Consider the following 20,484-nt stretch of genomic DNA (forward strand, 5'->3'; position numbering starts at 1 on the left):
GCGACCGTGCGGAGCGGTACGGCGGCCGGCCCCTTGGCAGGCCGCCGTCCACGGAACCGGCCGTCCGCCGCGGCCGTCCGCCGTCATGGCGCGGGGGAGTGGCGGGTGAAGGCCCCGCGCAGCAGGGCCCGCAAGGTGTCCGCGGCCGGGGTGCCGCCGAGGCGGTAGGCCACCGAGATCCGGCGGTGCAGCTCCGGTGGGTCCAGCCGGCGGGCCCCCAGCGGTGTCAGCGCCCCCTCCGCCACCATCTCCGGGACCACCGCCACTCCGAGCCCCGCGCTCACCAGTGCACACACCACGGCATAGCTCGGCGACTCACAGCGCACCGCCTCACTGGCCCCGGCGGCCGCCAGTGCCGCCTCCACCTCCCGCCGGTTGGGATTGGCCGGCGCCATGCTGACCAGCGGCTGACCGGCCAGCTCCGCGAGCGGCAGCCGTCCGGAGCCCGCCGAGAGGGCATGGCCGGGCGCCGTGACCAGCACCAGCTCCTCGGTCAGCAGCGGTTCCAGGCGCACCCCCTCCGGCGCCGGCATCGCCTCGCCCGGCACATACTCATGCGTCAGCGCCAGATCGACCTCGCCCAGCGCCACCGCCGCGGTCGCCTGTGGCGGTACGTACTCCGTCACGCTCAGCTCCACATCGGGGTGCGCCCGCCGGAACGCGCTGAGCGCGGGCGGCAGCAGATGCGTACCGGCGGTCATGAACGTGCCGACCCGCAGCCGGCCGCCGGACAGCCCGGCCAGCCGGGACAGCTCGTGCCGCGCCTGATCCAGCTCGTCGAGGACCCGCCGGGCCCGTACGAGCAGCAGCTCACCGGCGGCCGTCAGCCGAGCCCCGCGATGGTGGCGCACCAGGAGCGCCGTTCCGGCCTCCCGCTCCAGCTTGGCGAGCTGCTGGGAGAGCGCGGGAGCGGTGTAGCCCAGCCGGGCGGCGGCCCGGGTGATCGAACCGGCCTCCGCCACCGCTACCAGGGCGGCCAGCCGTGTGGGATCGTACATAAGAATCTCTTTAGGCTCTCCAAGAACATTGCCAATACCTATTAAAGGCTCGGACCGGCGATGCTGCTCTCATGGACGGACAGCTGATCGCCTTCACCGGAGTCGCCGCGGGCATGGTCGCCATGCCGGGCGCGGACTTCGCGGTCGTGGTGCGCAATGCGCTCGACTCGCGCCGGGCGGGGGTGGCGACCGCCGTCGGAGTCGCGGGCGGGCTGCTGGTGCACACCGCGCTGGCGGTGGCCGGGCTCGCGGCGGTGCTGGTCGCCGTGCCCACGCTCTTCGGAGCCGTCCAACTCCTCGGCGGCGGCTACCTGTTGTACCTCGGTGTCCGCGCCCTGGCCGCGGCCTTCCGCCGCCCTGTGGCCACCACGGACCGCACCGCGGGCCCGGCCGCCACCGCACCGGCCGACGTCCCCCGGCCCGTCGCTCTCCTGGGCACCACACAGAGCCTGCGTCAGGGCTTTCTGACCAATGCGCTCAACCCCAAGGCCCCTGTTCTCTTCCTCAGCCTGCTCCCGCAGTTCGTCCCGGCGGGACAGCCCGCGCTGCCCCGGACGCTGCTGCTCGCCACGATGGTCGTCGCCATGGCACTGGTGTGGTTCCCCGCCGTCGCACTGCTCGTCGACCGGCTGGGCGTCTGGCTGCGCCGCCCGCGGGCGGCCCGTGCCCTGGAAGCCACCACCGGAGCGCTGCTCACGGCGCTTGGAGGCATCCTGCTGGTGGAACTGGCGCTCGCCTGAAGGGGCGCCCACAGAACCTTCTACGGCCGCTCCGCCTCAGCCGCGACCGCCGTGCGGCACCCTCGGCACCTTGGCGCCCACCGGCACGAGCCCGGCGGCCAGAATGCACGGTCACCGCTCCGTCCGTGGGCGGGAAGCTCCCGCGGGCCGCGGACATCAGCAGCTCGCCCAGTCGCGAAGTCACCCGGCCAAATGGCCCAAACCTACTGGCAATTGACCGATCGTGAGAGGAATGGTCAGGTCAGTGCACCCGCCCGTACCAGACCGAGCGGCTCCAGATCCGTTCCAGCCGCACGACGCTCCCGGCCTTGGGCGCATGCCACATCCGGCCCCGGCCCGCGTAGATACCGACGTGGTAAATGCCGCCGCGCGAGTAGAAGAAGACCAGATCACCGCGGCGGCGCGAGGCGGCCGAGATGTGCCGGGTGCGGCTGTACTGCGCGGCGGCGGTGCGTGGCAGGGCCCGCCCGGCGCGCTTGAACGAGTACAGCGTCAGCCCGGAACAGTCGAAGGCGTGCGGCCCTTGGGCGCCGTACCGGTAGGGAGATCCTCCCTTGGAAGCCGCGACCCGCAGCGCATGGACGGATACGGAGGCGGCTTCGGCGTTCCCGGCCGCTCCTGGAGCCATGGTGGTCCCGCCGAGGGTGACCAGCGTCAGAGCGGTGACAGTGCCGGCGCGTGCCAGCAGATTCGGCGTATGCATGCGCACGGTCATGCGCAAACCCTTCGTCAGCCGCCTGCGAAGGAAGACCTGTCGGGTTCGGGCAGGCGAAGATGCCCGGCCGTATGTACGGCTTCACCCCAAGGAGCCCTCGGCCGTGAAGGCCGGGACCCCGCTCTGCTCGGGTCCTCCGCTCCCGCCGATCCACATCGTCGACCGGACATCCGCACGGCGGCGGGATTAGGCGCCCGTCCGGACCGCCCCGTCGCTGTGGCGGGGTCTTGTCGTCGAAGGGATCGTCACGCACTCGGGACCCGAATTCCGAGCTGAAAATGCCGTATGTGAGATGGGTCACAATTGACCCGAATGGTTAGATTTGTTCCCTCAGGTGCCGCGGCGCGGGGTCTTGCACCCCCCGGACCAGGGGCGAAACATCAAGGGCCGGAGAAAATGTATCCGCCCCGCGCAATTCGTCACCTCCCCACATCGGGCGCGGACGCTACGCCGTATGTGCAGCCTCTGGCGCGTGTCGTGTCAGATTTCCTCGGGTGGCGGCACCGTCACGAGCCCGGTCCGGCGTTCGCCGTCCAGCACCCGCAGTGCCCGGGTCAGTGTTCCGCGGTGCACTTCGCTCTCGCCCCGGCTGTGCATCAGTGTCAGCGCGTCCCGTAGACGGGTCGCCTTGCCCACCAGTGCCTGGGCGGCGCGCAGTCCGCTGTAGGTGCCACCGCAGCGGGTCGGGTTGATCCGGCCCAGCAGGTCGATCACCTCCAGATAGCTGTCGATCAGCTCGCCCTCGGCGCGGGTCAGCGCGGGCAGCGGCGGCGGTTCGGGGGGCAGCACCGGGCTCACCGCGCCACGGGCAGGTGGGCCGACTGCTTGCGGTTGCGGGTGAGTCCGTCGATCAGGCCGTACTCCTGAGCGGCGATGGCGTCGAAGATCTTGTCCCGCTCGATGTCGGCGGCGATCCGCTCGCGGGGCTGCCCGGTGTGCTTGGCCAGCATCTCCTCCAGGACGTCGCGGGTGCGCAGCATCTCCTCCGCCTGGATCTGCAGATCGGTGGCCTGCCCCTGGATGGGTTCGCTGAACGACGGCTGGTGGATCAGGATCCGGGCCCCGGGCAGCGCCAGCCGCTTTCCGGGCGCGCCGGCGGCCAGCAGTACCGCGGCGGAGGAGGCGGCCTGCCCCAGGCAGACGGTCTCCACGTCGCACGACACGAAGTGCATCGTGTCGTAGATGGCGGTCATCGCGGTGAACGAGCCGCCGGGGGAGTTGATGTAGAGCGAGATGTCCTGCTCGGGCGCGGCGTGTTCGAGGTGCATGAACTGCGCCATCACGTCATTGGCGGAGGCGTCGTCGATCGGGGTGCCCAGGAAGACGATGCGCTCGCTGAGCAGCTTGGAATACGGGTCCATGGTGCGCGTCCCCTGTGAGGTGCGCTCGGTGAACTCCGGAAGGACATAGCGGGCCGTCGGTCGCAGCATGTCTGCTCCTCTCCTCCGTACAAAATGTACAGGATGTACATCCAGTTAGAATGGGAGCATGGCCTACGAAATTCCGGTGACGCAAGCTCGTGCGGAGCTGGCCGATCTGATCAACCGCGTTGTCTACGGCGGCGAGCGGGTGGTCGTCACTCGCCACGGCAAGCCGCTGGTGGCGCTGGTATCTGCCGCTGACCTGGAGCTACTTGAAGAGCTGGGGCGGCGCGAACAGGGCGCGGAGGACGAGCAGGTGATCAGCACGGTCTCCACCGTGCGGCCGCTCCCGTCCGCTCCGGGCGAACGGCGGCGGTTCGGTATCGCCGCAGAACACCGCGACCCGGCTGCCGGGGACCGGCGGCCGGGTCGCGAGAGCTGACGGTTCAGCGGGTGCTGACCGTGCGGCGGGGCGGGTGGCTCAGGAGCTGAGCTCCCATATCGCGTGGGCGATGGCGTCGCTGTTGGTGTCGAGCGCCTTCTCGTCGATGTTCTTCGAGGTGTCGCAGGCCTGGTGGTAGCAGGCGTCGAAGGCCTTGCCGGCCTCGCCGCCCCAGTTCTTCGCCTGCTCCTCGGTCTTCTTGTAGTCGGCGCCGGAGAAGAGACCGCCGACGGCGATGCCCGCATCCTTGAAGGAGGCGTGGTCCGAGCGGCCGTCGCCCTCGGTCTCCTTCTCGGTGGCGATGTTCTTCTTGGCGTACCAGTCCTTGAAGACCTTCTCCAGACGGGTGTCGTCGTCGTAGACGAAGTAGCCCGGGTTCGGCGAGCCGATCATGTCGAAGTTCAGATATGCGTCGATCTTCGACTTGTCGGCGCCGAGCTTGTCGACGTAGGCCTGCGAGCCGACCATGCCGTCCTCTTCGTCGCCGAACCAGGCGAACCGAAGGTGCTTGGCGGGCTTGAGCTCCGCCTTGGCGACCGCGAGCGCCACCTCGAGGATGCCGGCCGAACCCGAGCCGTTGTCGTTGATGCCGGGGCCGTCGGGGACCGAGTCGATGTGGGCGCCGGCCATCACGGTCTTGCCCTCATCGCCGCCCGGCCAGTCGGCGACCAGGTTGTAGCCCTTGGTGCCGTTGCTGTCGAACTCCTGGACCTTGGTGGTGAATCCGGCCTTGTCCAGCTTGCCCTTGAGGAAGTCGATGGACGCCTTGTGGCCCGGCTGTCCGTGGGCCCGGTTGCCGCCGTTGGCGTCGGCGATGGACTGCAACTGGTCGAGGTCGGCCTTGACGGCCTTGACGTCGATGTCCGGGGCGGCCGCCGGCGCGGACTCGGCGTAGGCGCCGGCCGCGGTGAAGACGGTGGCGGCCAGGGCGGTGACGGCGCCCGTGGCCAGCGCGGCCCGGCGTATTCGTGTGGAACGAGGCACTGTGTGGCTCCGATACTGGTGTGGGGGGAATGGCGCGGAGCTGCTTTGACGCGCACATGTTTAACGCGCACACGAGAATTGCGATCACCGCGGAAACCGTCAAGAGCGCATACCGGACAGTGGAGTTCGCCGAGCGGGGCGTGTCTGGTTTGCGGCGATCAGGGCGGTTGATGGTGCATGAAGCGCCTCTGTTCCCCGGGTGTCGCCGGCCCACGGGGTGCGGATCCGGCCCTCGGATTCCGGGCACTTTTGGGGAAATGGGCGGGATGGGGCCGTCACGGGGGTCGGTTGCCGTGCCGTAACGGGCGGTAGTGACGCCGCGTTACATCAGGCGTAAGAGGGGACGCTGATGTGTCCCTGGTTGTAACGCCGACGAAATCCCGCCGAACTAGTCTCCGATAGTGGGGCTGTTGATGGCCAAGTGCTGGAAGTCGGTTTGCTCCTCCTTTAATTATTGCGTGGTACATCTATCGTCACGGGTGTCTCCACGCCTGCGACCTGGGCGAATGTGTCCGGGCGGGAAGACTGTGAGGTGGATCGTATGCAACTGACCCCGCATGAGCAGGAACGCTTGATGATTCATGTGGCGGCAGATGTGGCTGAAAAACGCCGCTCCCGGGGGGTGAAGCTGAACCACCCGGAATCGATTGCACTGCTGACCGTGCACATCCTCGAAGGCGCGCGGGACGGCCGAACCGTCGCCGAGCTCATGTCCTCCGGCCGCAAGGTGCTCACCCGCGACGAGGTCATGGACGGCGTGCCCGAGATGATCCACGACGTGCAGGTCGAGGCCACCTTCCCCGACGGCACCAAGCTCGTCACCGTTCACGAACCCATCAACTGAACGGGGACAGCAGACAATGATCCCGGGACAGATCCTCCACGCCGACGAGCCGGTGCGCCTCAACGAAGGCCTTCCCTGCACGCGGATGACCGTTCTCAACTCCGCCGACCGCCCCGTTCAGGTCGGCTCCCACTACCACTTCGCCGAGGCCAATCCCGGCCTCGACTTCGACCGCGTGGCCGCGCACGGCAAGCGGCTGAACGTTCCGGCCGGCTCCGCCGTGCGCTTCGAGCCCGGCATCCCCACCGAGGTCGAACTCGTTCCCCTCGGGGGCAAGCGGATCGTCATGGGCCTGCGGGGCGAGACCGGAGGAACTCTCGATGGCTGAGCTGACCCGCCAGGCATACGCCGATCTCTTCGGCCCGACCGCCGGCGACCGGATCCGGCTCGCCGACACCGACCTGGTCATCGAGATCACCGAGGACCGCTCGGGCGGGCCGGGACGGGCCGGTGACGAGGCCGTCTTCGGCGGTGGCAAGGTGATCCGCGAATCGATGGGCCAGTCCCGCGCCACCCGCGCCGAGGGCACCCCCGACACCGTGATCACCGGCGCGGTCGTGCTGGACCACTGGGGCATCGTCAAGGCCGACGTCGGCATCCGCGACGGACGGATCACCGCCCTGGGCAAGGCCGGCAACCCCGACACCATGGACGGCGTCCACCCCGACCTGGTCATCGGCCCCGAGACCGAGATCATCGCCGGCAACGGCAAGATCCTCACGGCCGGCGCCATCGACACCCACGTCCATTTCATCTGCCCCCAGCAGGCGGACGAGGCGCTGGCCTCCGGTGTCACCACGATGATCGGTGGCGGCACCGGACCGGCCGAGGGCAGCAAGGCCACCACCATCACCCCCGGCGCCTGGCACGTGGCCCGGATGTTCGAGTCGATGGACTCGCTGCCGGTCAATGTCGGTCTGCTCGGCAAGGGCAACACCACCTCCCTCGCGTCGATGCGCGACCAGCTGCGGGCAGGCATCCTCGGCTTCAAGATCCATGAGGACTGGGGCGCCACGCCCGCCGTCCTCGACGCCTGTCTGACCGTCTGTGAGGAGAGCGGCGCCCAGCTCGCGATCCACACCGACACCCTCAACGAGGCCGGCTTCCTCGGCGACACCCTGGCCGCCATCGCCGGCCGCTCGATCCACGCGTTCCATGTCGAAGGCGCCGGCGGCGGCCATGCCCCCGACATGATCGCGATGGTCTCCGAGCCGAATGTGCTGCCCGCCTCCACCAACCCCACGCGGCCGCACACCGTCAACACCGTCGAGGAGCACCTCGACATGCTGATGGTCTGCCATCACCTCAACCCGGCCGTCCCCGAGGACCTCGCCTTCGCCGAGTCCCGGATCCGGCCGTCCACCATCGCCGCCGAGGACATCCTGCACGACCTCGGCGCCATCTCGATCATGGCTTCCGACGCCCAGGCCATGGGGCGCATCGGCGAGGTCGTGCTGCGGACCTGGCAGACGGCGCACGTCATGAAGCGGCGCCGCGGCGCCCTCCCCGGCGACGGCGGTGCGGACAACCACCGCGCCCGCCGCTATGTCGCGAAGTACACCATCAACGCGGCCCTCGCCCAGGGCATCGACCATGTCGTCGGCTCCGTAGAGGACGGCAAGCTCGCCGACCTCGTGCTGTGGGACCCGGCGTTCTTCGGCGTCAAGCCGCAGCTGGTCATCAAGGGCGGCCAGATCGCGTATGCGCAGATGGGAGACGCCAATGCGTCCATCCCCACTCCGCAGCCGGTGCTGCCCCGTCCGATGTTCGGCGCCACCGGCAAGGCCCCGGGCAGCAACTCGGTCAACTTCGTCTCCCGGCAGGCCCTGGAAGACGCGCTTCCCGAGCGCCTGGTGCTGGCCAAGTCCTTCGAGGCGATCCACAGCACCCGCGGCATCACCAAGGCCGATATGCGCAACAACGCCGCCCTGCCGCGCGTCCAGGTCGACCCCGACACCTTCACCGTGACCATCGACGGCGAGGTCGTCGAGCCGCATCCCGCGGCCGAACTCCCCATGACCCAGCGGTACTTCCTCTTCTGAGGTCGCCGATGAACACCCCGATGAAGGGCACGTACCACCGATGAGCCGCGCAGCGCTGCTCGTCCTCGCCGACGGCCGGTTCCCCGCCGGAGGGCACGCCCACTCGGGCGGCGCCGAACCGGCCGTCACCGCGGGACGCATCAAGGACGCCGCCACCCTGGAGACCTTCTGCCGGGGCCGGCTGCACACCGCGGGCCTGGTCGCCGCGGGGCTCGCCGCCGCGGCCGCGGCCGGTCACGACCCGCTGCTCCTGGACGACGCGGCCGACGCCCGTACCCCCGTACCGGCACTGCGGGCCACCGCCCGCAAGCTGGGGCGGCAGATGATGCGGGCCGCCCGGGCGACCTGGCCGAGCGCCGCCCTCGACGCACTCGCCGCGGCCCGCCCCCGCGGCGCCCACCAGCCCGTCGTCCTGGGCCTGGCCGCCCGGTCCGCGGGCCTGCCGCCGCTCGATGCCGCGTACGCCGTGGCCTACGAGAACATCAGCGGCCCGGCCACGGCGGCCGTCCGCCTGCTGAGCCTGGACCCCTTCGATGCCACCGCCGTGCTCGCCCGGCTCGCCGCCGAGCTCGACGAGGTGGCGCAACAGGCCACCGAAGCCGCGCTGCGCATCGCGGCCGAAGGAACCGACGCACTGCCCGCCGCCTCCGCGCCACTGCTCGACATCACCGCCCAACAGCACGCCGCCTGGCCGGTCCGGCTCTTCGCGTCCTGACCCTGCCGGCGGCCCCGCGCCGCCCGCCGCCGTACTCACCACCGGAGTAACCATGCACCGTGACCACAAGGACCCCTTCCCCGAGCGCTACACCTACAGCGCCGCCGGCCCGCAGCGGGTCGGTGCGGCCTCCGGGCACCAACAGGAGAGCCGGGACGGAGTGCGGCGGAGCGGCACCCGCCGCGCGCTGCGCATCGGCCTCGGCGGCCCGGTCGGCACCGGCAAGACCGCCACCGTCGCCGCGCTGTGCCGGGCGCTGCGCGACGAGCTGTCCATCGCCGTGGTCACCAACGACATCTACACCCGTGAGGACGCCGAGTTCCTGCTCCGCGCGGCCGTGCTGCCCGCCGAGCGGATCGCCGCCGTCGAGACCGGTGCCTGCCCGCACACCGCCATCCGGGACGACATCTCCGCCAACCTCGAAGCCGTCGAGGACCTGGAGGAAGCGGTCGGCCCGCTCGACCTCGTGCTGGTCGAATCCGGCGGCGACAACCTGACCGCCACCTTCTCCAAGGGCCTCGTCGACGCCCAGATCTTCGTCATCGACGTGGCGGGCGGCGACGACATCCCGCGCAAGGGCGGCCCCGGCGTCACCACCTCCGACCTGCTCGTCATCAACAAGACCGACCTCGCGCCGTACGTCGGTGTCGACCTGGAAGGCATGGCCCGCGACGCCAAGGCGCAGCGCGGCGAACTCCCCGTCGCCTTCACCGCCCTGAAGGCGGAGAACGGCGTCCGCCCCGTGGCGGACTGGGTCCGCGAGCGGCTGGCGGACTGGACCGCGGGCCCGGCATGACCCTCGCACCCCCGACGTCGGCGGCACCGCGGGCCGACGCCCGCTCCGCCGCCGGGCTGCGCGCCACCGCCCGCATCCTCGCGCGGACCGATGCCCACGGCACCACCCGGCTGCCCGTCCTCGACGGCGACGGCCCGTTCGCGCTGCGCCGCCTGCGCGCGCACGGCAACCAGGCCAAGGTCTGTGTCGTGGGTGCGATGAGCGCCCCGCTCGGCGGCGACCTGCTGGCCGTCGAAGCCACCGCCGAGGCGGGCAGCGCGCTGCGTCTCACCGCTGCCGCCGCGACCGTCGCGCTGCCCGGCCGGACGGGCGAACCCGCCCGCTACGACGTGCGGTTGACGGTGGGCGACGGCGCGCGGCTCGACTGGCTGCCCGAACCGCTGATCTCCGCGGCGGGCAGCGACCTGCGGATGACCACCACCGTCGAACTGGCCCCCACCGCACGCCTGGTGCTCCGCGAGGAACAGGTTCTGGGACGCAGTGGCGAGGAGACCGGCGCGCTGCGCAGCCGCCTCATCGTCCGCCGGGCCGGCCGTACGCTGCTCGACCAGGAGACCGCGTACGGGCCCGGCGCCCCGGGCTGGGACACCCCGGCCGTCCTGGGCGGGCACCGGGCCGTCGGTCAACTCCTGCTCATCGGACCGGCATCCGAGGCGCGAGCGGCCGAGGTGCGGCTGCTCGGCGCCGCGGCGGGCGAGCGCTCCGACGGCGGCGCGGGACAGGGCGTACTGGCGCCGCTTGCGGGCCCCGGGGCCCTGGCCACCGCTGTGGCCCCGGACGCGCTACGGCTGCGGCGCCTTCTGGACGAGGCCGCCGTGGCGGCCGCCGCCGGGTGACGGCGGCCGCACCGCCTCATACCTCCAGATCGGCCTCCAGCCGGGAAAGGCGGAGGCGCGCCAGCGCAAGATTGGCGCGCTTGCGGTCCAGCACCAGGTAGAGGAAGAGGCCGGCACCGCTCTTGCCCGTCACCGGGCGGATGATGTGGTACTGCGAGGTCAGAGTGATGAGCATGTCCTCGATGGCGCCCTGGAGTTCCAGCATCTCCATGGTGCGCATCTTGGCGCGTACGACATCGGTATTGCCGGCCGCCGCGACATTGAGGTCCAGTGCCTGCTTGTCGCCCAGGGTGGCCAGGGCCATTCCGCTGGTGTAGTCGACCAGGGCGACGCCGACCGCGCCCTCGATGGTCGACATCGCGTCGGCGAGAGCGGATTCCAGTTGAGCCATGAGGGGTTCAGACCTTTCGATTCCTTGACGGTGTTTCTCGGTTTCCGGGTTTCCGGGTGGTGTTCCGCGGGTGCGTGGGGGAGGTCTCCTACCGGTGGGGCTGTGCGTCCACGAGGGCGCCGATCCGGGCCGCAGCCCTTCTGGCCTGCAGATGAAGCCGGCCCACGTTGGTGTCGGGGCTGGCCACGGCGGTCAGGACCGCGCGGCGTCCGGCCGAATAGGCCGCGATATAGCCGTCCGCGCCACGCGTCAGGGACTCCTCGAAGTCGCCCTGTCCGGTCGCATCGGTGAGGCGTTTGGCGACGCCGATCGCCGCGGCGGTGAGGGCGGCCAGGCCGTCCGGCTCGATATCCGGCAGATCATGGGCGATCACCATGCCGTCCACGCTCGCCACCATCCCGCCCTGGAAATGGCGTACTTGGTCGCGCAGCGTGTGCAATTCCTCCCGTATCCGGGGTTCGATCGTCATCAGTCTCCTTTTCGAGGCGTGCCTTCTGATGACGCGCCTCATGGGGTGCACGGTCTTCGTGCGCAAGGGTTCACAGGCTTTCCTCCAACGCCGTACGCAGTCGGACAAGGAGGGCAATATCCGGATCGGCGGTATCGAGGACATCCGGTACCGGTAGTTGCCAGGTCGCGGCGGGGCCCGCTTCGGGCACGGGGGCGGGACCGTCCAGGCAGGCGCCGGGATGACGCCGGGGGAGCGCTGCCGGTGCCCGGGGGACGTGGACGAGGCCGGCGGCGGCGAGGCGGCGGATGTCGAGCAGCGTCCCGAACGCGGACTGGCCCAGCACGCGGGCCAGTTCCTGGGGAGTGTGCCGGCCGTCGGCGCGGTCGAGCAGCCGCCGCTGGCGGCCCGTGGTGGGGGCCGAGGTGCGCGGGCGGACGGGGACGACGGGGGAGGAGTCGACCGCCGCCCAGGGGTGCAGCCGGTCGAGCAGTATCCGGCGGCGGGCCGTCGCCTGCTGGAGGGCGGTGGCGCTGATGGGGCGTATGACACCCAGCCAGTGCCCGGTCCCGGGGGTGAAGGAGGTGGCCTCCGGCGCCAGTGGAAGGGCGAAGAACGCGGCGTCGAGCAGGGCGGCAAGATGGCATATCTCCAGTTCGCCCTGCGTCAACCAGCCCTCGCTGACCAGGAATCGGCCGCCGCTCTGCTGCGGCCCTGCCGTTTCGGCGGCGTACTGCCAGCCCCGCGGCGGCAGCTTGCCGGCCGCGGTGAGACGTATGTCGAGCCCAGGGGCGGCGGTGCCCTCGATGCAGTAGACCGCACCGTCGAGAAGGTAGAAGCAGCCGTGCGGGCCGCTGAGGGTGCCGGTGACGCGTTCGGCGGCGCAGTGGTCGAGCAGCCCGGCCGGGGCGGGCGGGTGAGGAGATATGGGCAGGCCCATGGCTGGTTCCCTTACCGTTCGTGCGGTGTGGCGGAGGGCGCCGTCAGGACGCGACCAGCTCCGCGGCCAGCGCGCGCAGCCGTAGCCGGGCGACGGCGAGATTGGCCTGCGTGCGGTCCAGCCAGAGGTAGAGATAGGTCTGGCTGTCGAAGGCCGTGTGCACAAAACGGATCAGGTGGTAGCAGCCCGCAGCCGTGATGATGAGGTCTTCGAGGGCCGGGCCCGCGGTGCCCGTGGTGTCGAAGGTGGCGTTGCGCACCACGGCCTGCACCACCTCCGCGGTGTCCGCGGCGGCCGCGTCATGATCGTCGTGCGGCGCCTGCCCCGCCGTGCCGAGTGTCAGACCACTGGTCCAGTCGATCAGTCCGGCACACCGAACGCCGGGGATCCCCATGGCTTGGGACAACACCTGATCGATACCCGGCACTTCGGATCTCCTTCGCGACGGCTCGGACGGGGCGCGAAAACGCCGAAGCCCTCCCTTGTGGCGGTGAGTGGGAGAGCCTTCACGGAAGGTTACTGAAGGTGTGCGGCTGGCACATGCCTGAAGGGCAGGTCTACGGCAATTGACGTATTCTCGCCCCTGCGCGCCCCTCCGGGAGCCATCGCGCCGTGCCGCACTCCACCGGGCCGGCCACGGCGGGAACCTCTCCGCCGCGCCGTCCCGACCGGGTGTGAGGTGCTTTAAGGGCTCGTCAACTGCTCCTCTTGCGGGCGAAGTTGATGCTCCTCCTGAGTGTGGCTGGTGTGACGCGGGCGCGTGCGGCACTGTCCGGCGGCCTTGGCCGGAATCGTGAGGTTCCGCTGCGATGTCCGGCCGTTCACCGGCAGGCTTACGGGGCTCTCCCTCCGCGCCACCCGTATTCCGCCGTATTCCGTCGTCGCGCCCGCGCGCGTCCACGGCTGCGCGGTCTGCCGCACTCCAACAGGCCGGAGCCGGCGCGGCCGGAAACCTACAGCTTGGTAAAGAAGTGTGGGTCGAACCTGTTCAAGAGGGGACGCCACACGTCAGGATCCCTTCGTAAGCCTGTGATCAACGCCGCCACAAGTGGCACACCATGCAGGGGGAATTAACCACGTGAGAAAAACAGCAGCGCTCGGCGCCGCCGGCACCATGGTGACCGGAGCGCTCCTCGCCGGAGCGATATCCGCCACGCCCGCCAGCGCGGGCGAGCAGCACCAGCGCGGTTCGGCCGAAGCACGCGGTGTGGCGACCGCCGCCGCGCGCGCGGCCAAGAAGGGCATCGACTGGCAGGAATGCCCCGCCGACTGGGGCTTCAAGTCGCCCATCCAGTGCGGCTATGTCACCGTCCCGGTCGACTACGCCCGGCCCAACGGCCGCACCATCAAGATCGCCGTGGACCGCGCCGTCAGCACCGGCAGCAAGAAGGAGCGACAGGGCTCCCTCGTCTACAACCCCGGTGGCCCCGGCGGTTCGGGCATGAAGTTCCCGAGCCGTATCACCACCAAGAGCCCCCTCTGGGTCAAGACCGCCAAGGCGTATGACTTTGTCGGCTTCGACCCCCGGGGTGTCGGCCACTCCGCGCCGATCTCCTGTATGGACCCGCAGGAGTTCGTCAAGGCCCCTAAGGCCGACCCGGTACCGGGCAGCGAGGCCGACAAGCGCGCCCAGCGCAAGCTCGCCAAGGAGTACGCCGACGGCTGCGCCGAGCGCAGCGGCGGCCTCCTGCCGTACATGACGACCAAGAACACCGCCCGCGACCTCGATGTGATTCGTGCCGCGCTCGGTGACAAGAAGCTCAACTACCTGGGCGTCTCCTACGGAACCTACCTGGGTGCCGTCTACGGGACGCTCTTCCCGAACCATGTCCGCCGGATGCTCGTCGACAGCGTCGTCGATCCGTCCCGCGAGAAGGTCTGGTACCAGGCCAACCTCGACCAGGACATCGCCTTCGAGACCCGCTGGGGCGACTGGAAGAAGTGGGTCGCCAAGCACGACGCCACGTACCACATCGGTGCCACGCCCGAGAAGGTCCAGGCGGCGTGGGAGAAGCTGCGGGCGACCGCCAAGAAGAACCCCATCAGCGGTGTGGTCGGCCCCGCCGAGCTCACCGGCTTCTTCCAGAACGCGCCGTACTACGACTCGATGTGGGCCTCGGTCGCCGAGGTCTGGAGCGCGTACCTCTCCGGTAACAGCAAGCCGCTGGTGGAGAACGCCGGGCCGAACCTCCTGGACCTCGCCGGCAACGCCTCCGCGGAGAACGGCAACGCCGTCTACACGGCCGTCGAGTGCACCGACGCCAAGTGGCCCACCAGCTGGAAGAAGTGGGACCGCGACAACACCCGCATCCACCAGCAGGCACCGTTCATGACCTGGTCCAACGCCTGGATGAACCTGCCCTGCGCCACCTGGCCGGTCAAGCAGCAGCGACCGGTCGACGTCAAGACCGGCAAGGGTCTGCCGAGCGTCCTGATCGTGCAGAGCACCCGTGACGCGGCGACGCCTTACGGCGGCGCGGTCGAGCTGCACCACCGCTTCAAGGGCTCGCGCCTGATCACCGAGCGGGACGCCGGATCGCACGGTGTCACCGGTCAGGTCAACCCCTGCATCAACAACCGGGTCGACGCGTACTTCCTGGAAGGGAAGACCGACGCCAAGGACGTGACCTGCGCTCCGCACGCCACGCCCCAGCCGGCCAAGCCGACGGCGAAGGCCGCCGCCAAGGGTGCCTCCATCCTTCCGGTCGCCCCCTAGTGACGCCTTGAACATGCCGGCACGGAAGTGACGGCACGCAGGGGCGGCCGGGAATCCTCCCGGCCGCCCCTGTCGTCGTCAGTGCTCCTCCGCGCGCCGCTTACGCGGGAAACGCCTCGGAGAAGGCGGCCCTGGTGGGGGAGTCCTCGCGACGGTCCAGCACGGCGAACACAATGCGGTCGAACCAGCCCCAGAACGGGCCCCCGTCCAGCAATGCGGCCGCGAACGCCCCGGCCACATCGGCCGGTTCATTACGGAAGACCCCACAGCCCCAGGCACCGAGCACCAGCTGACGGTGCCCGCCGGCCGCCGCGACCTCCAGCACCCGCTCCGCACGCGCCGCCAGCGCCGCCGCCACCCGGCCCGTCTCGGCCGGCCGCTGCCGCGCGATCACTCCCGCGTTCGGCGCCGCGGCCGTCAGGAAGCCCGCCTCGTACGGCACCTCGAGCAACCGGCCGCGGTCGTCGCGGAACACCGGTACACCGGGGGAGAGGATCACCCGGTCGCTGTAGAAGGGACTCGGCCCGGCCCGGTGCGCGGCATAGAAGTCCGGGGCCGCGCGCACACAGGTGTAGAGCGCCGACCCCCGGCACAGCGCCTCCTCCTGGGCCTGCGCGCCGTTCAGATAGCCGCCGCCGGGATTGCGCGCGGAGGCGAAGTTCAGCACGGCGAGCGGCCCCTCACCCGTCTCGGCCAGCCGCCGCCCCGCCGTGAGGCTGCCTTCCCCCGTCACCTCGAACACCGTGCGCGCTCCCGGCGACGGCTGCTCCACGGCGACCGGCTCCGGGCCGTACAGCCGGGTTGCGGCCCGCGCCCGTCCGACCGCTGCCGCGATCTCCACCAGGCGTCCGCTCGGGGCGTGGTACGCACCCGCCGCGACGATCCGTTCCGTTTCCTGTGCCATGCCACGCAGCCGGGCGCTCATCGTCGGCACCCCCGTATCCGATGCTTCATAGCGATCAAGGTACGGGCCCGGCCGCGCGCCCCGCGAGCGGATATCGCCGCCCGCCCGCCGCGGGCCTCAGCGCTTCCCGCCCCGCTCCGCCAGCCACCGGTCCTCGGCCGCATACCCGAACAGCTTCTCGTCCGGATAGAAGCCGGCCATCGTGGGGAACACCTCCCACCAGTCCCGCCCCTTGACCCGGTCGGCCAGCCAGGCCACCGTCGCGGGCAGCGACTCCTCGTACGTCGTCACCGCGCGATAGCCCAACTCGCGCTCCGCCGCGGTCATGTCGTAGACGAGGGGGTGCGGGACCGACCACCGGGGTGTCGCCGACGCCGGACGACGGCGGGGCGCCGTCCATCCGCACGATCTCGCTCTCCGGCGCGCCCATCGCCGCATCCACCGCCGCCGAGATCTCGGCCACCGTCGGCGCCTGCGGATCGGCCGCGTTGAGCACCCGCGAGCCCGGCCGGCGGGCCGCCAGCCGGACCAGCTCCGCGATGTTGTCCACATGCACCGGATGGAAACGGCTGCTGCCTCCGTAGGCGAGCACCCGCACCCGCCGCCCGTCCAGCACCCGTTTGACGAAGTGCAGCTCACGGGGCAGCGGACTGTACGGGCCGTGCACGGCGCAGGCCCGCAGCAGCGTCACCGGCAGCCGGTCGCCCAGCGCCAGCAGCGCCCGTTCCAGGGCGGCCTTGCGGGTGCCGTAGTTCTCGTCGCCGGGCCGCACGGTCGGCTGGGACTCCGGGACGGGCAGCGGATAGACGGGGGAGCCGTCCGGTTCGCCCATCGTCGCGAAGCTGCGCCCCCGGTCGTCCTCGTACACCACACAACTGGAGACCACCACGGCCGAACCGATCCGGTCCGCCAGCGCCGCCAACTGCCGTGCGTGCGCCGTCCCGTACGCCACACAGTCCAGCAGCACGTCACAGCCCTCGCCGATCAGCCCGGCCAGCGCCGCGTCGTCCTCCCGGTCCACCGCCACCGTCCGGACCTCGCCGGGCCAGGAGTCATCGCGCCCGCCGCGCCGGGACGCGGCCCGCACCTCCCAGCCGTTCCGCGCCAGGGCCCGCACCGCCGCACGCCCGATCTGCCCGCTCGCCCCGATCACCACTGCACTGCCTGAGGTCATGACCGGACCCTACGGACCGTCATCCGACGGCGGCAGGACGATTCGCCCACAGCGCAAGGAGACCACCGGGCGCGGACCCGGGCCGGCGGCTCAGCCCGCGGCCCCCTTCCCGTGCCCACGCCGTCCGTGTGCCCGCGCCTGGGCCTGCGCCGCGGCCTTGGCCTCGCCCGCGTAGGTGTCGACGTACTCCTGGCCGGACAGGGTGAGGATCGCGTACATGATCTCGTCGGTGACGGCGCGCAGGGCGGCGCGTTCGTCCTCCAGCCCCGCATACCGCGAGAAGTCCAGCGGTGCGCCGAAGCGGATGGTGATCCGCGTGATGCGCGGCAGCCGCCGGCCCGTCGGCTGCGCCTCGAACGTGCCGATCATCGCGCACGGCACCACCGGCGCCCCGGCCTTGATGGCCATCGAAGCGACTCCGGTACGCCCCTTGTAGAGCCGGCCGTCGTGCGAGCGGGTGCCCTCCGGGTAGATGCCCAGCAGCCGGCCCTTGCGCAGGACGGAGAGGCCCGAGGAGATGGCCGCCTGCGAGGCGCGGCCTCCGGAGCGGTCCACCGGAATCTGCCCGACGCCCCGGAAGAACGCCGCGGTCAGCCGCCCCTTCAGACCGGGCCCGGTGAAGTACTCCGCCTTGGCCAGAAACGTCACCCGGCGCGGCAGGATCGCCGGCATCACAAAGTGATCGGCGAACGACAGGTGATTGCCCGCGATGATCGCCGCGCCCTCCTCCGGCACATGATCGAGCCCCTCGATCCGCGGCCGGAACACCAGCCGCAGCAACGGCCCGAGCAGCAGGTACTTCAGCACCTGGTAGAGCACAGGGCAGCTCCCCATTCCGTCGGCTCGCCCGGGCGGCCACATCGTTCCAGGTCACAAGGGCCCCTGGGGACGGCCAGTGAGTTTATGGGCAAGTGCCCTCGCGGGTAACCACCTTCGGCCGGATCGATGCTGACTCTTTTCCGGTCCCGGCCACGCACGAGGCAGGTGAGGTGAGCGCCGCCGCCTGGTACGCAAGGCGAGGAGGGCACCACCGCCGCGCTCGCGCTGTGCCGTACTGCGTGCGGTAAAGCCGAGAGGTCACTCCGCTTCGCTGGTCGTGGCGTCGGTGCCGCGCGACTCGCTCTGCCGTGGGGTGCGTGGGGCGATCACGTCGCCGTCCGGAGCATCCGTTGCCGGGGAGAGCCTGTGTTTGACGTGACGCAGGGCCGGGTTCACTTGTTGCTCGCCCCTGTTCCCCATCGGCTGCGCGCACCCGGGGGCTGGCCCCACCCGGGCCGGGCGGGTAGCAGGATCGTCCCGGGCGGTCGCCTCCGGAAATGCTGGACCCGGCACATTTTGCTGGTTTCCCCATGTTTCCTTAGGAGTTGGCCCGTGCGTGAGCAGGCATGGCAGAGGTTTCGTTCTTCCGGGCGGCGGCCGGGCGGCCGGCGCAGAGCCGTTCCGGCCGCGGCCGCGGTGGCCGTGGGCGTGATGACGATGGGTGTCCTGGCGCCGCCCGCGGCGTCCGCTGCCACCGGCCCGGATACCGTCCAGCAGGGCCTGAGCGCGCTGGTGCGCTCCGATGGCCTGCCCGCTGCGCTGGCGAGCGTCAAGGACCGTGCGGGCCGCACCCGTACCTACACCGCGGGGGTGGGCGACCTGGCCACCGGCTCGAAGGTGCCGAGGGACGGTCAGGTGCGGATCGGCAGCAACACCAAGGTGTTCACCGCGGTGGTCGTGCTGCAACTGGTCGGTGAAGGGAAGATCGGTCTCGACGCCACGGTCGACACCTATCTGCCGGGGCTCGTCCGCGGGGAGGGCATCGACGGACGCCGCATCACCGTCCGTCAGCTCCTCCAGCACACCAGCGGGCTTCCCAACTACACCGCATACCTCGGCGACGACGTCAGGTACTTCGAACCCCGCGACCTCCTCGACATCGCCCTCCAGCACAAGGCCCGCTTCGCCCCCGGGACGAAATGGGAGTACAGCAACACGAACTACGTGCTGTCCGGCCTGATCATCCAGAAGGTCACCGGCCGGCCCCTCGCCGAGGAGATGCACCGGCGCGTCATCCAGCGCATCGGGCTGCGCCACACCTACTTCCCCGCCCCCGGTGACATGACCATCCGAGAACCCCATCCCCAGGGCTACTACAGGGATTCAGTGGGCGCCCCTCTGCGCGACGTCACGGAAATGGACCCTTCCTGGGGCTGGGCGGCAGGCCAGATGATCTCCACCAACTCCGACCTCAACCAGTTCTTCACCGCGCTCCTGGCCGGCCGCCTCCTCCCTGAGGCCCAGCTCGCCCAGATGCGCACCACCGTCCCCGCTCCGTACTTCGGCTCCGGCGCCCGCTACGGACTGGGTCTCGTGAGCAAGCCACTGTCGTGCGGCGGTGTCTCCTGGGGCCACGGCGGCAGCCTCCCGGGTTACGAGACGCGGGGCGGTGCCACCGACGACGGCCGCGCCGCCGACGTCGCGGTGACCATGCAGCCGACCGACGAGGCAGCCATGAAGCGTGTCGAGCGTCTGGTGGACAGGGCCCTGTGCCGCTGACCGCACCTGCTCGCCGGGCGGCCCCTATCAGGCTTCCAGGAGCGCACAGAACCGGCGCCCGAAGAGGTAGGCGTCGCCCGGCCAGCGCGCCGAGAGATAGCGGCGGTCCTGTACGACGAACGCGGCGGAGTCGTCGGTCGCGGTGCCACGCGCGGCCAGGACCCTCGGCCCCCGCTCGAAGCGGGCGCCCGGACCGGCCAGTGCGGCCCTGACCTCGTCCTCCACATAGGCCGGATACGTACGGTAGTAGCGTCCGAGCCGCCAGGCCGTGGCCAGATACGCCGACCGCTCCATGTACTTCGGCAGACAGGTCGTACGCCGGTCCGCCAGCAGGCTGCGGCCGGTGGACGCCTCCCGTGCCCGCGCCGCCACCAGCACGCCGTGGCAGATCGCTCCGACCGGCCGGTCCAGCGCCCAGAACCCGGCGACCTGCTGCCGCAGCACCTCCGAGCCCAGGTACTGCCGCATTCCGGGAGCATGTCCGCCCGGCAGAATCAGCCCGTCGTACTCCTCCGGAACCAGCTCCGCCCAGCTGACGGTCGCGGTGAACTCCTCGCTGCGGGTGAGCTCTCGGTAGAAGCGCCTGGGCTCCTCCTCGGCGCCGAGCCGGCCGAAGAGGACACCGGTCAGCAGCCGCGGGTCGCATGCGGGCCGGGTGCCGGCCCGTTCGGTGGCGAAGACGACCTGGTGGCCGGCGTCGGTGAGCAGCCGCCAGGGCACCGCCACCTCGGTGACATCGAAATCGCGGTCGGGGACCGGCATCAGCACGCGCACCGGAACATCATCGCAGGCGGGTGTTTCCTTTCGGTATCCGCTTTGGCATCCGTGGACAACTTTCAACTCGCCTTGAACGAGGGCGGGTTCACTCGGCGTACTGCCCGGCAACCATGCCTGAGCCCA

General features: G+C 70.8%; 22 protein-coding genes, 1 pseudogene and 1 riboswitch. Of the genes and pseudogenes, 10 read left to right on the plus strand and 13 right to left on the minus strand.

Going from position 1 to position 20,484, the window contains the following annotated elements; all coding sequences use genetic code 11:
- Positions 1 to 83: 83 nt before the first annotated feature.
- Positions 84 to 998: a LysR family transcriptional regulator gene (locus K7C20_RS34145; RefSeq protein WP_053209220.1), complete on the minus strand. Its 915-nt coding sequence runs from the start codon at positions 996 to 998 to the stop codon at positions 84 to 86.
- A 71-nt stretch (positions 999 to 1,069) separates the two neighbouring features.
- On the opposite strand from K7C20_RS34145, the gene K7C20_RS34150 reads away from it, so the two are divergent.
- The gene (locus tag K7C20_RS34150; protein WP_030076195.1) at positions 1,070 to 1,738 is read left to right on the plus strand and encodes a LysE family translocator; all 669 of its coding nucleotides are present in this window, start codon (positions 1,070 to 1,072) and stop codon (positions 1,736 to 1,738) included.
- Between the two features lie 241 nt (positions 1,739 to 1,979).
- Here K7C20_RS34150 and K7C20_RS34155 read toward each other — a convergent pair whose 3' ends face one another.
- From K7C20_RS34155 to K7C20_RS34165, 3 genes are all read right to left on the minus strand, one after another.
- Positions 1,980 to 2,453: a C40 family peptidase gene (locus tag K7C20_RS34155; RefSeq protein WP_030076197.1), complete on the minus strand. Its 474-nt coding sequence runs from the start codon at positions 2,451 to 2,453 to the stop codon at positions 1,980 to 1,982.
- A gap of 4 nt (positions 2,454 to 2,457) precedes the next feature.
- A riboswitch (cyclic di-AMP (ydaO/yuaA leader) is annotated at positions 2,458 to 2,646 on the minus strand.
- 287 nt (positions 2,647 to 2,933) lie between these two features.
- Positions 2,934 to 3,242: a hypothetical protein gene (locus K7C20_RS34160; RefSeq protein ID WP_030076198.1), complete on the minus strand. Its 309-nt coding sequence runs from the start codon at positions 3,240 to 3,242 to the stop codon at positions 2,934 to 2,936.
- A gap of 5 nt (positions 3,243 to 3,247) precedes the next feature.
- A complete protein-coding gene (locus K7C20_RS34165; protein WP_030076200.1) occupies positions 3,248 to 3,883 on the minus strand; it encodes an ATP-dependent Clp protease proteolytic subunit in 636 nt (211 codons plus the stop codon).
- A 58-nt stretch (positions 3,884 to 3,941) separates the two neighbouring features.
- On the opposite strand from K7C20_RS34165, the gene K7C20_RS34170 reads away from it, so the two are divergent.
- On the plus strand, positions 3,942 to 4,256 hold the full coding sequence (locus K7C20_RS34170) for a type II toxin-antitoxin system Phd/YefM family antitoxin (RefSeq protein ID WP_030076202.1): 315 nt from the start codon (positions 3,942 to 3,944) through the stop codon (positions 4,254 to 4,256).
- Between the two features lie 39 nt (positions 4,257 to 4,295).
- On the opposite strand, the gene K7C20_RS34175 is transcribed toward K7C20_RS34170, so the two are convergent.
- On the minus strand, positions 4,296 to 5,240 hold the full coding sequence (locus K7C20_RS34175) for a M28 family metallopeptidase (protein ID WP_030076205.1): 945 nt from the start codon (positions 5,238 to 5,240) through the stop codon (positions 4,296 to 4,298).
- Positions 5,241 to 5,781: 541 nt separating this feature from the next.
- On the opposite strand from K7C20_RS34175, the gene K7C20_RS34180 reads away from it, so the two are divergent.
- From K7C20_RS34180 to K7C20_RS34205, 6 genes are read left to right on the plus strand one after another with little or no spacing between them, the layout of a single operon-like run.
- Entirely contained in the window at positions 5,782 to 6,084 is a 303-nt protein-coding gene (locus K7C20_RS34180; protein WP_026170153.1) for an urease subunit gamma, read from the plus strand.
- Between the two features lie 16 nt (positions 6,085 to 6,100).
- Complete coding sequence (locus tag K7C20_RS34185; protein ID WP_030076206.1) at positions 6,101 to 6,412, plus strand: urease subunit beta; 312 nt, start codon at positions 6,101 to 6,103, stop codon at positions 6,410 to 6,412.
- Positions 6,405 to 8,126, plus strand: a complete 1,722-nt coding sequence (locus tag K7C20_RS34190; RefSeq protein ID WP_030076207.1) for an urease subunit alpha — start codon at positions 6,405 to 6,407, stop codon at positions 8,124 to 8,126. Before K7C20_RS34185 ends, K7C20_RS34190 begins: the two co-directional genes overlap by 8 nt.
- Positions 8,127 to 8,166: 40 nt before the next feature.
- The gene (locus tag K7C20_RS34195; protein WP_053209221.1) at positions 8,167 to 8,841 is read left to right on the plus strand and encodes an urease accessory protein UreF; all 675 of its coding nucleotides are present in this window, start codon (positions 8,167 to 8,169) and stop codon (positions 8,839 to 8,841) included.
- A gap of 52 nt (positions 8,842 to 8,893) precedes the next feature.
- The gene (gene ureG / locus K7C20_RS34200; protein WP_053209222.1) at positions 8,894 to 9,637 is read left to right on the plus strand and encodes an urease accessory protein UreG; all 744 of its coding nucleotides are present in this window, start codon (positions 8,894 to 8,896) and stop codon (positions 9,635 to 9,637) included.
- Positions 9,634 to 10,473, plus strand: a complete 840-nt coding sequence (locus tag K7C20_RS34205; protein WP_053209223.1) for an urease accessory protein UreD — start codon at positions 9,634 to 9,636, stop codon at positions 10,471 to 10,473. Before ureG ends, K7C20_RS34205 begins: the two co-directional genes overlap by 4 nt.
- Positions 10,474 to 10,489: 16 nt before the next feature.
- Here K7C20_RS34205 and K7C20_RS34210 read toward each other — a convergent pair whose 3' ends face one another.
- From K7C20_RS34210 to K7C20_RS34225, 4 genes are all read right to left on the minus strand, one after another.
- Positions 10,490 to 10,864: a roadblock/LC7 domain-containing protein gene (locus tag K7C20_RS34210; protein ID WP_030076211.1), complete on the minus strand. Its 375-nt coding sequence runs from the start codon at positions 10,862 to 10,864 to the stop codon at positions 10,490 to 10,492.
- A gap of 88 nt (positions 10,865 to 10,952) precedes the next feature.
- Positions 10,953 to 11,333 (minus strand): roadblock/LC7 domain-containing protein, encoded by a 381-nt coding sequence (locus K7C20_RS34215; RefSeq protein WP_030076212.1) that lies wholly within the window; start codon positions 11,331 to 11,333, stop codon positions 10,953 to 10,955.
- A gap of 70 nt (positions 11,334 to 11,403) precedes the next feature.
- Entirely contained in the window at positions 11,404 to 12,252 is an 849-nt protein-coding gene (locus tag K7C20_RS34220; protein WP_053209224.1) for a hypothetical protein, read from the minus strand.
- Positions 12,253 to 12,295: 43 nt separating this feature from the next.
- Positions 12,296 to 12,679 carry a hypothetical protein gene (locus K7C20_RS34225; protein WP_030985229.1) on the minus strand — a complete coding sequence of 128 codons (384 nt, stop codon included), beginning with the start codon at positions 12,677 to 12,679 and terminating at the stop codon, positions 12,296 to 12,298.
- Between the two features lie 651 nt (positions 12,680 to 13,330).
- On the opposite strand from K7C20_RS34225, the gene K7C20_RS34230 reads away from it, so the two are divergent.
- The gene (locus K7C20_RS34230; protein ID WP_030076216.1) at positions 13,331 to 14,968 is read left to right on the plus strand and encodes an alpha/beta hydrolase; all 1,638 of its coding nucleotides are present in this window, start codon (positions 13,331 to 13,333) and stop codon (positions 14,966 to 14,968) included.
- A gap of 100 nt (positions 14,969 to 15,068) precedes the next feature.
- Here K7C20_RS34230 and K7C20_RS34235 read toward each other — a convergent pair whose 3' ends face one another.
- The 3 genes and pseudogenes from K7C20_RS34235 to K7C20_RS34245 all read right to left on the minus strand — a co-directional run bounded on the left by K7C20_RS34235 (position 15,069) and on the right by K7C20_RS34245 (position 17,865).
- Positions 15,069 to 15,893 carry a TIGR02452 family protein gene (locus tag K7C20_RS34235; RefSeq protein WP_030076217.1) on the minus strand — a complete coding sequence of 275 codons (825 nt, stop codon included), beginning with the start codon at positions 15,891 to 15,893 and terminating at the stop codon, positions 15,069 to 15,071.
- A gap of 96 nt (positions 15,894 to 15,989) precedes the next feature.
- A pseudogene (locus K7C20_RS34240) lies at positions 15,990 to 17,046 on the minus strand (NAD-dependent epimerase/dehydratase family protein).
- A gap of 90 nt (positions 17,047 to 17,136) precedes the next feature.
- Positions 17,137 to 17,865, minus strand: coding sequence for a lysophospholipid acyltransferase family protein (locus K7C20_RS34245; protein WP_053209225.1), 729 nt, complete (start codon positions 17,863 to 17,865; stop codon positions 17,137 to 17,139).
- A gap of 651 nt (positions 17,866 to 18,516) precedes the next feature.
- On the opposite strand from K7C20_RS34245, the gene K7C20_RS34250 reads away from it, so the two are divergent.
- Entirely contained in the window at positions 18,517 to 19,584 is a 1,068-nt protein-coding gene (locus K7C20_RS34250) for a serine hydrolase domain-containing protein (protein WP_078953180.1), read from the plus strand.
- A gap of 27 nt (positions 19,585 to 19,611) precedes the next feature.
- Here the strand turns inward: K7C20_RS34250 and K7C20_RS34255 are convergent, their stop codons facing one another.
- A complete protein-coding gene (locus tag K7C20_RS34255) occupies positions 19,612 to 20,358 on the minus strand; it encodes a type 1 glutamine amidotransferase domain-containing protein (protein ID WP_030076225.1) in 747 nt (248 codons plus the stop codon).
- Positions 20,359 to 20,484: the final 126 nt, after the last annotated feature.

Origin of the sequence: Streptomyces decoyicus (assembly GCF_019880305.1) — a bacterium.
Taxonomy (GTDB): Bacteria; Actinomycetota; Actinomycetes; order Streptomycetales; family Streptomycetaceae; genus Streptomyces; species Streptomyces decoyicus.

Excerpts from the sequence above, each read along its gene's own strand:
- K7C20_RS34145 (WP_053209220.1), bottom strand. The coding sequence starts at position 998 with ATGTACGATCCCACACGGCTGGCCGCCCTGGTAGCGGTGGCGGAGGCC.
- K7C20_RS34150 (WP_030076195.1), top strand. The coding sequence starts at position 1,070 with ATGGACGGACAGCTGATCGCCTTCACCGGAGTCGCCGCGGGCATGGTC.
- K7C20_RS34155 (WP_030076197.1), bottom strand. The coding sequence starts at position 2,453 with ATGACCGTGCGCATGCATACGCCGAATCTGCTGGCACGCGCCGGCACT.
- K7C20_RS34165 (WP_030076200.1), bottom strand. The coding sequence starts at position 3,883 with ATGCTGCGACCGACGGCCCGCTATGTCCTTCCGGAGTTCACCGAGCGC.
- K7C20_RS34170 (WP_030076202.1), top strand. The coding sequence starts at position 3,942 with ATGGCCTACGAAATTCCGGTGACGCAAGCTCGTGCGGAGCTGGCCGAT.
- K7C20_RS34180 (WP_026170153.1), top strand. The coding sequence starts at position 5,782 with ATGCAACTGACCCCGCATGAGCAGGAACGCTTGATGATTCATGTGGCG.
- K7C20_RS34185 (WP_030076206.1), top strand. The coding sequence starts at position 6,101 with ATGATCCCGGGACAGATCCTCCACGCCGACGAGCCGGTGCGCCTCAAC.
- K7C20_RS34190 (WP_030076207.1), top strand. The coding sequence starts at position 6,405 with ATGGCTGAGCTGACCCGCCAGGCATACGCCGATCTCTTCGGCCCGACC.
- K7C20_RS34195 (WP_053209221.1), top strand. The coding sequence starts at position 8,167 with ATGAGCCGCGCAGCGCTGCTCGTCCTCGCCGACGGCCGGTTCCCCGCC.
- ureG (WP_053209222.1), top strand. The coding sequence starts at position 8,894 with ATGCACCGTGACCACAAGGACCCCTTCCCCGAGCGCTACACCTACAGC.
- K7C20_RS34205 (WP_053209223.1), top strand. The coding sequence starts at position 9,634 with ATGACCCTCGCACCCCCGACGTCGGCGGCACCGCGGGCCGACGCCCGC.
- K7C20_RS34210 (WP_030076211.1), bottom strand. The coding sequence starts at position 10,864 with ATGGCTCAACTGGAATCCGCTCTCGCCGACGCGATGTCGACCATCGAG.
- K7C20_RS34215 (WP_030076212.1), bottom strand. The coding sequence starts at position 11,333 with ATGACGATCGAACCCCGGATACGGGAGGAATTGCACACGCTGCGCGAC.
- K7C20_RS34220 (WP_053209224.1), bottom strand. The coding sequence starts at position 12,252 with ATGGGCCTGCCCATATCTCCTCACCCGCCCGCCCCGGCCGGGCTGCTC.
- K7C20_RS34235 (WP_030076217.1), bottom strand. The coding sequence starts at position 15,893 with ATGAGCGCCCGGCTGCGTGGCATGGCACAGGAAACGGAACGGATCGTC.
- K7C20_RS34250 (WP_078953180.1), top strand. The coding sequence starts at position 18,517 with ATGACGATGGGTGTCCTGGCGCCGCCCGCGGCGTCCGCTGCCACCGGC.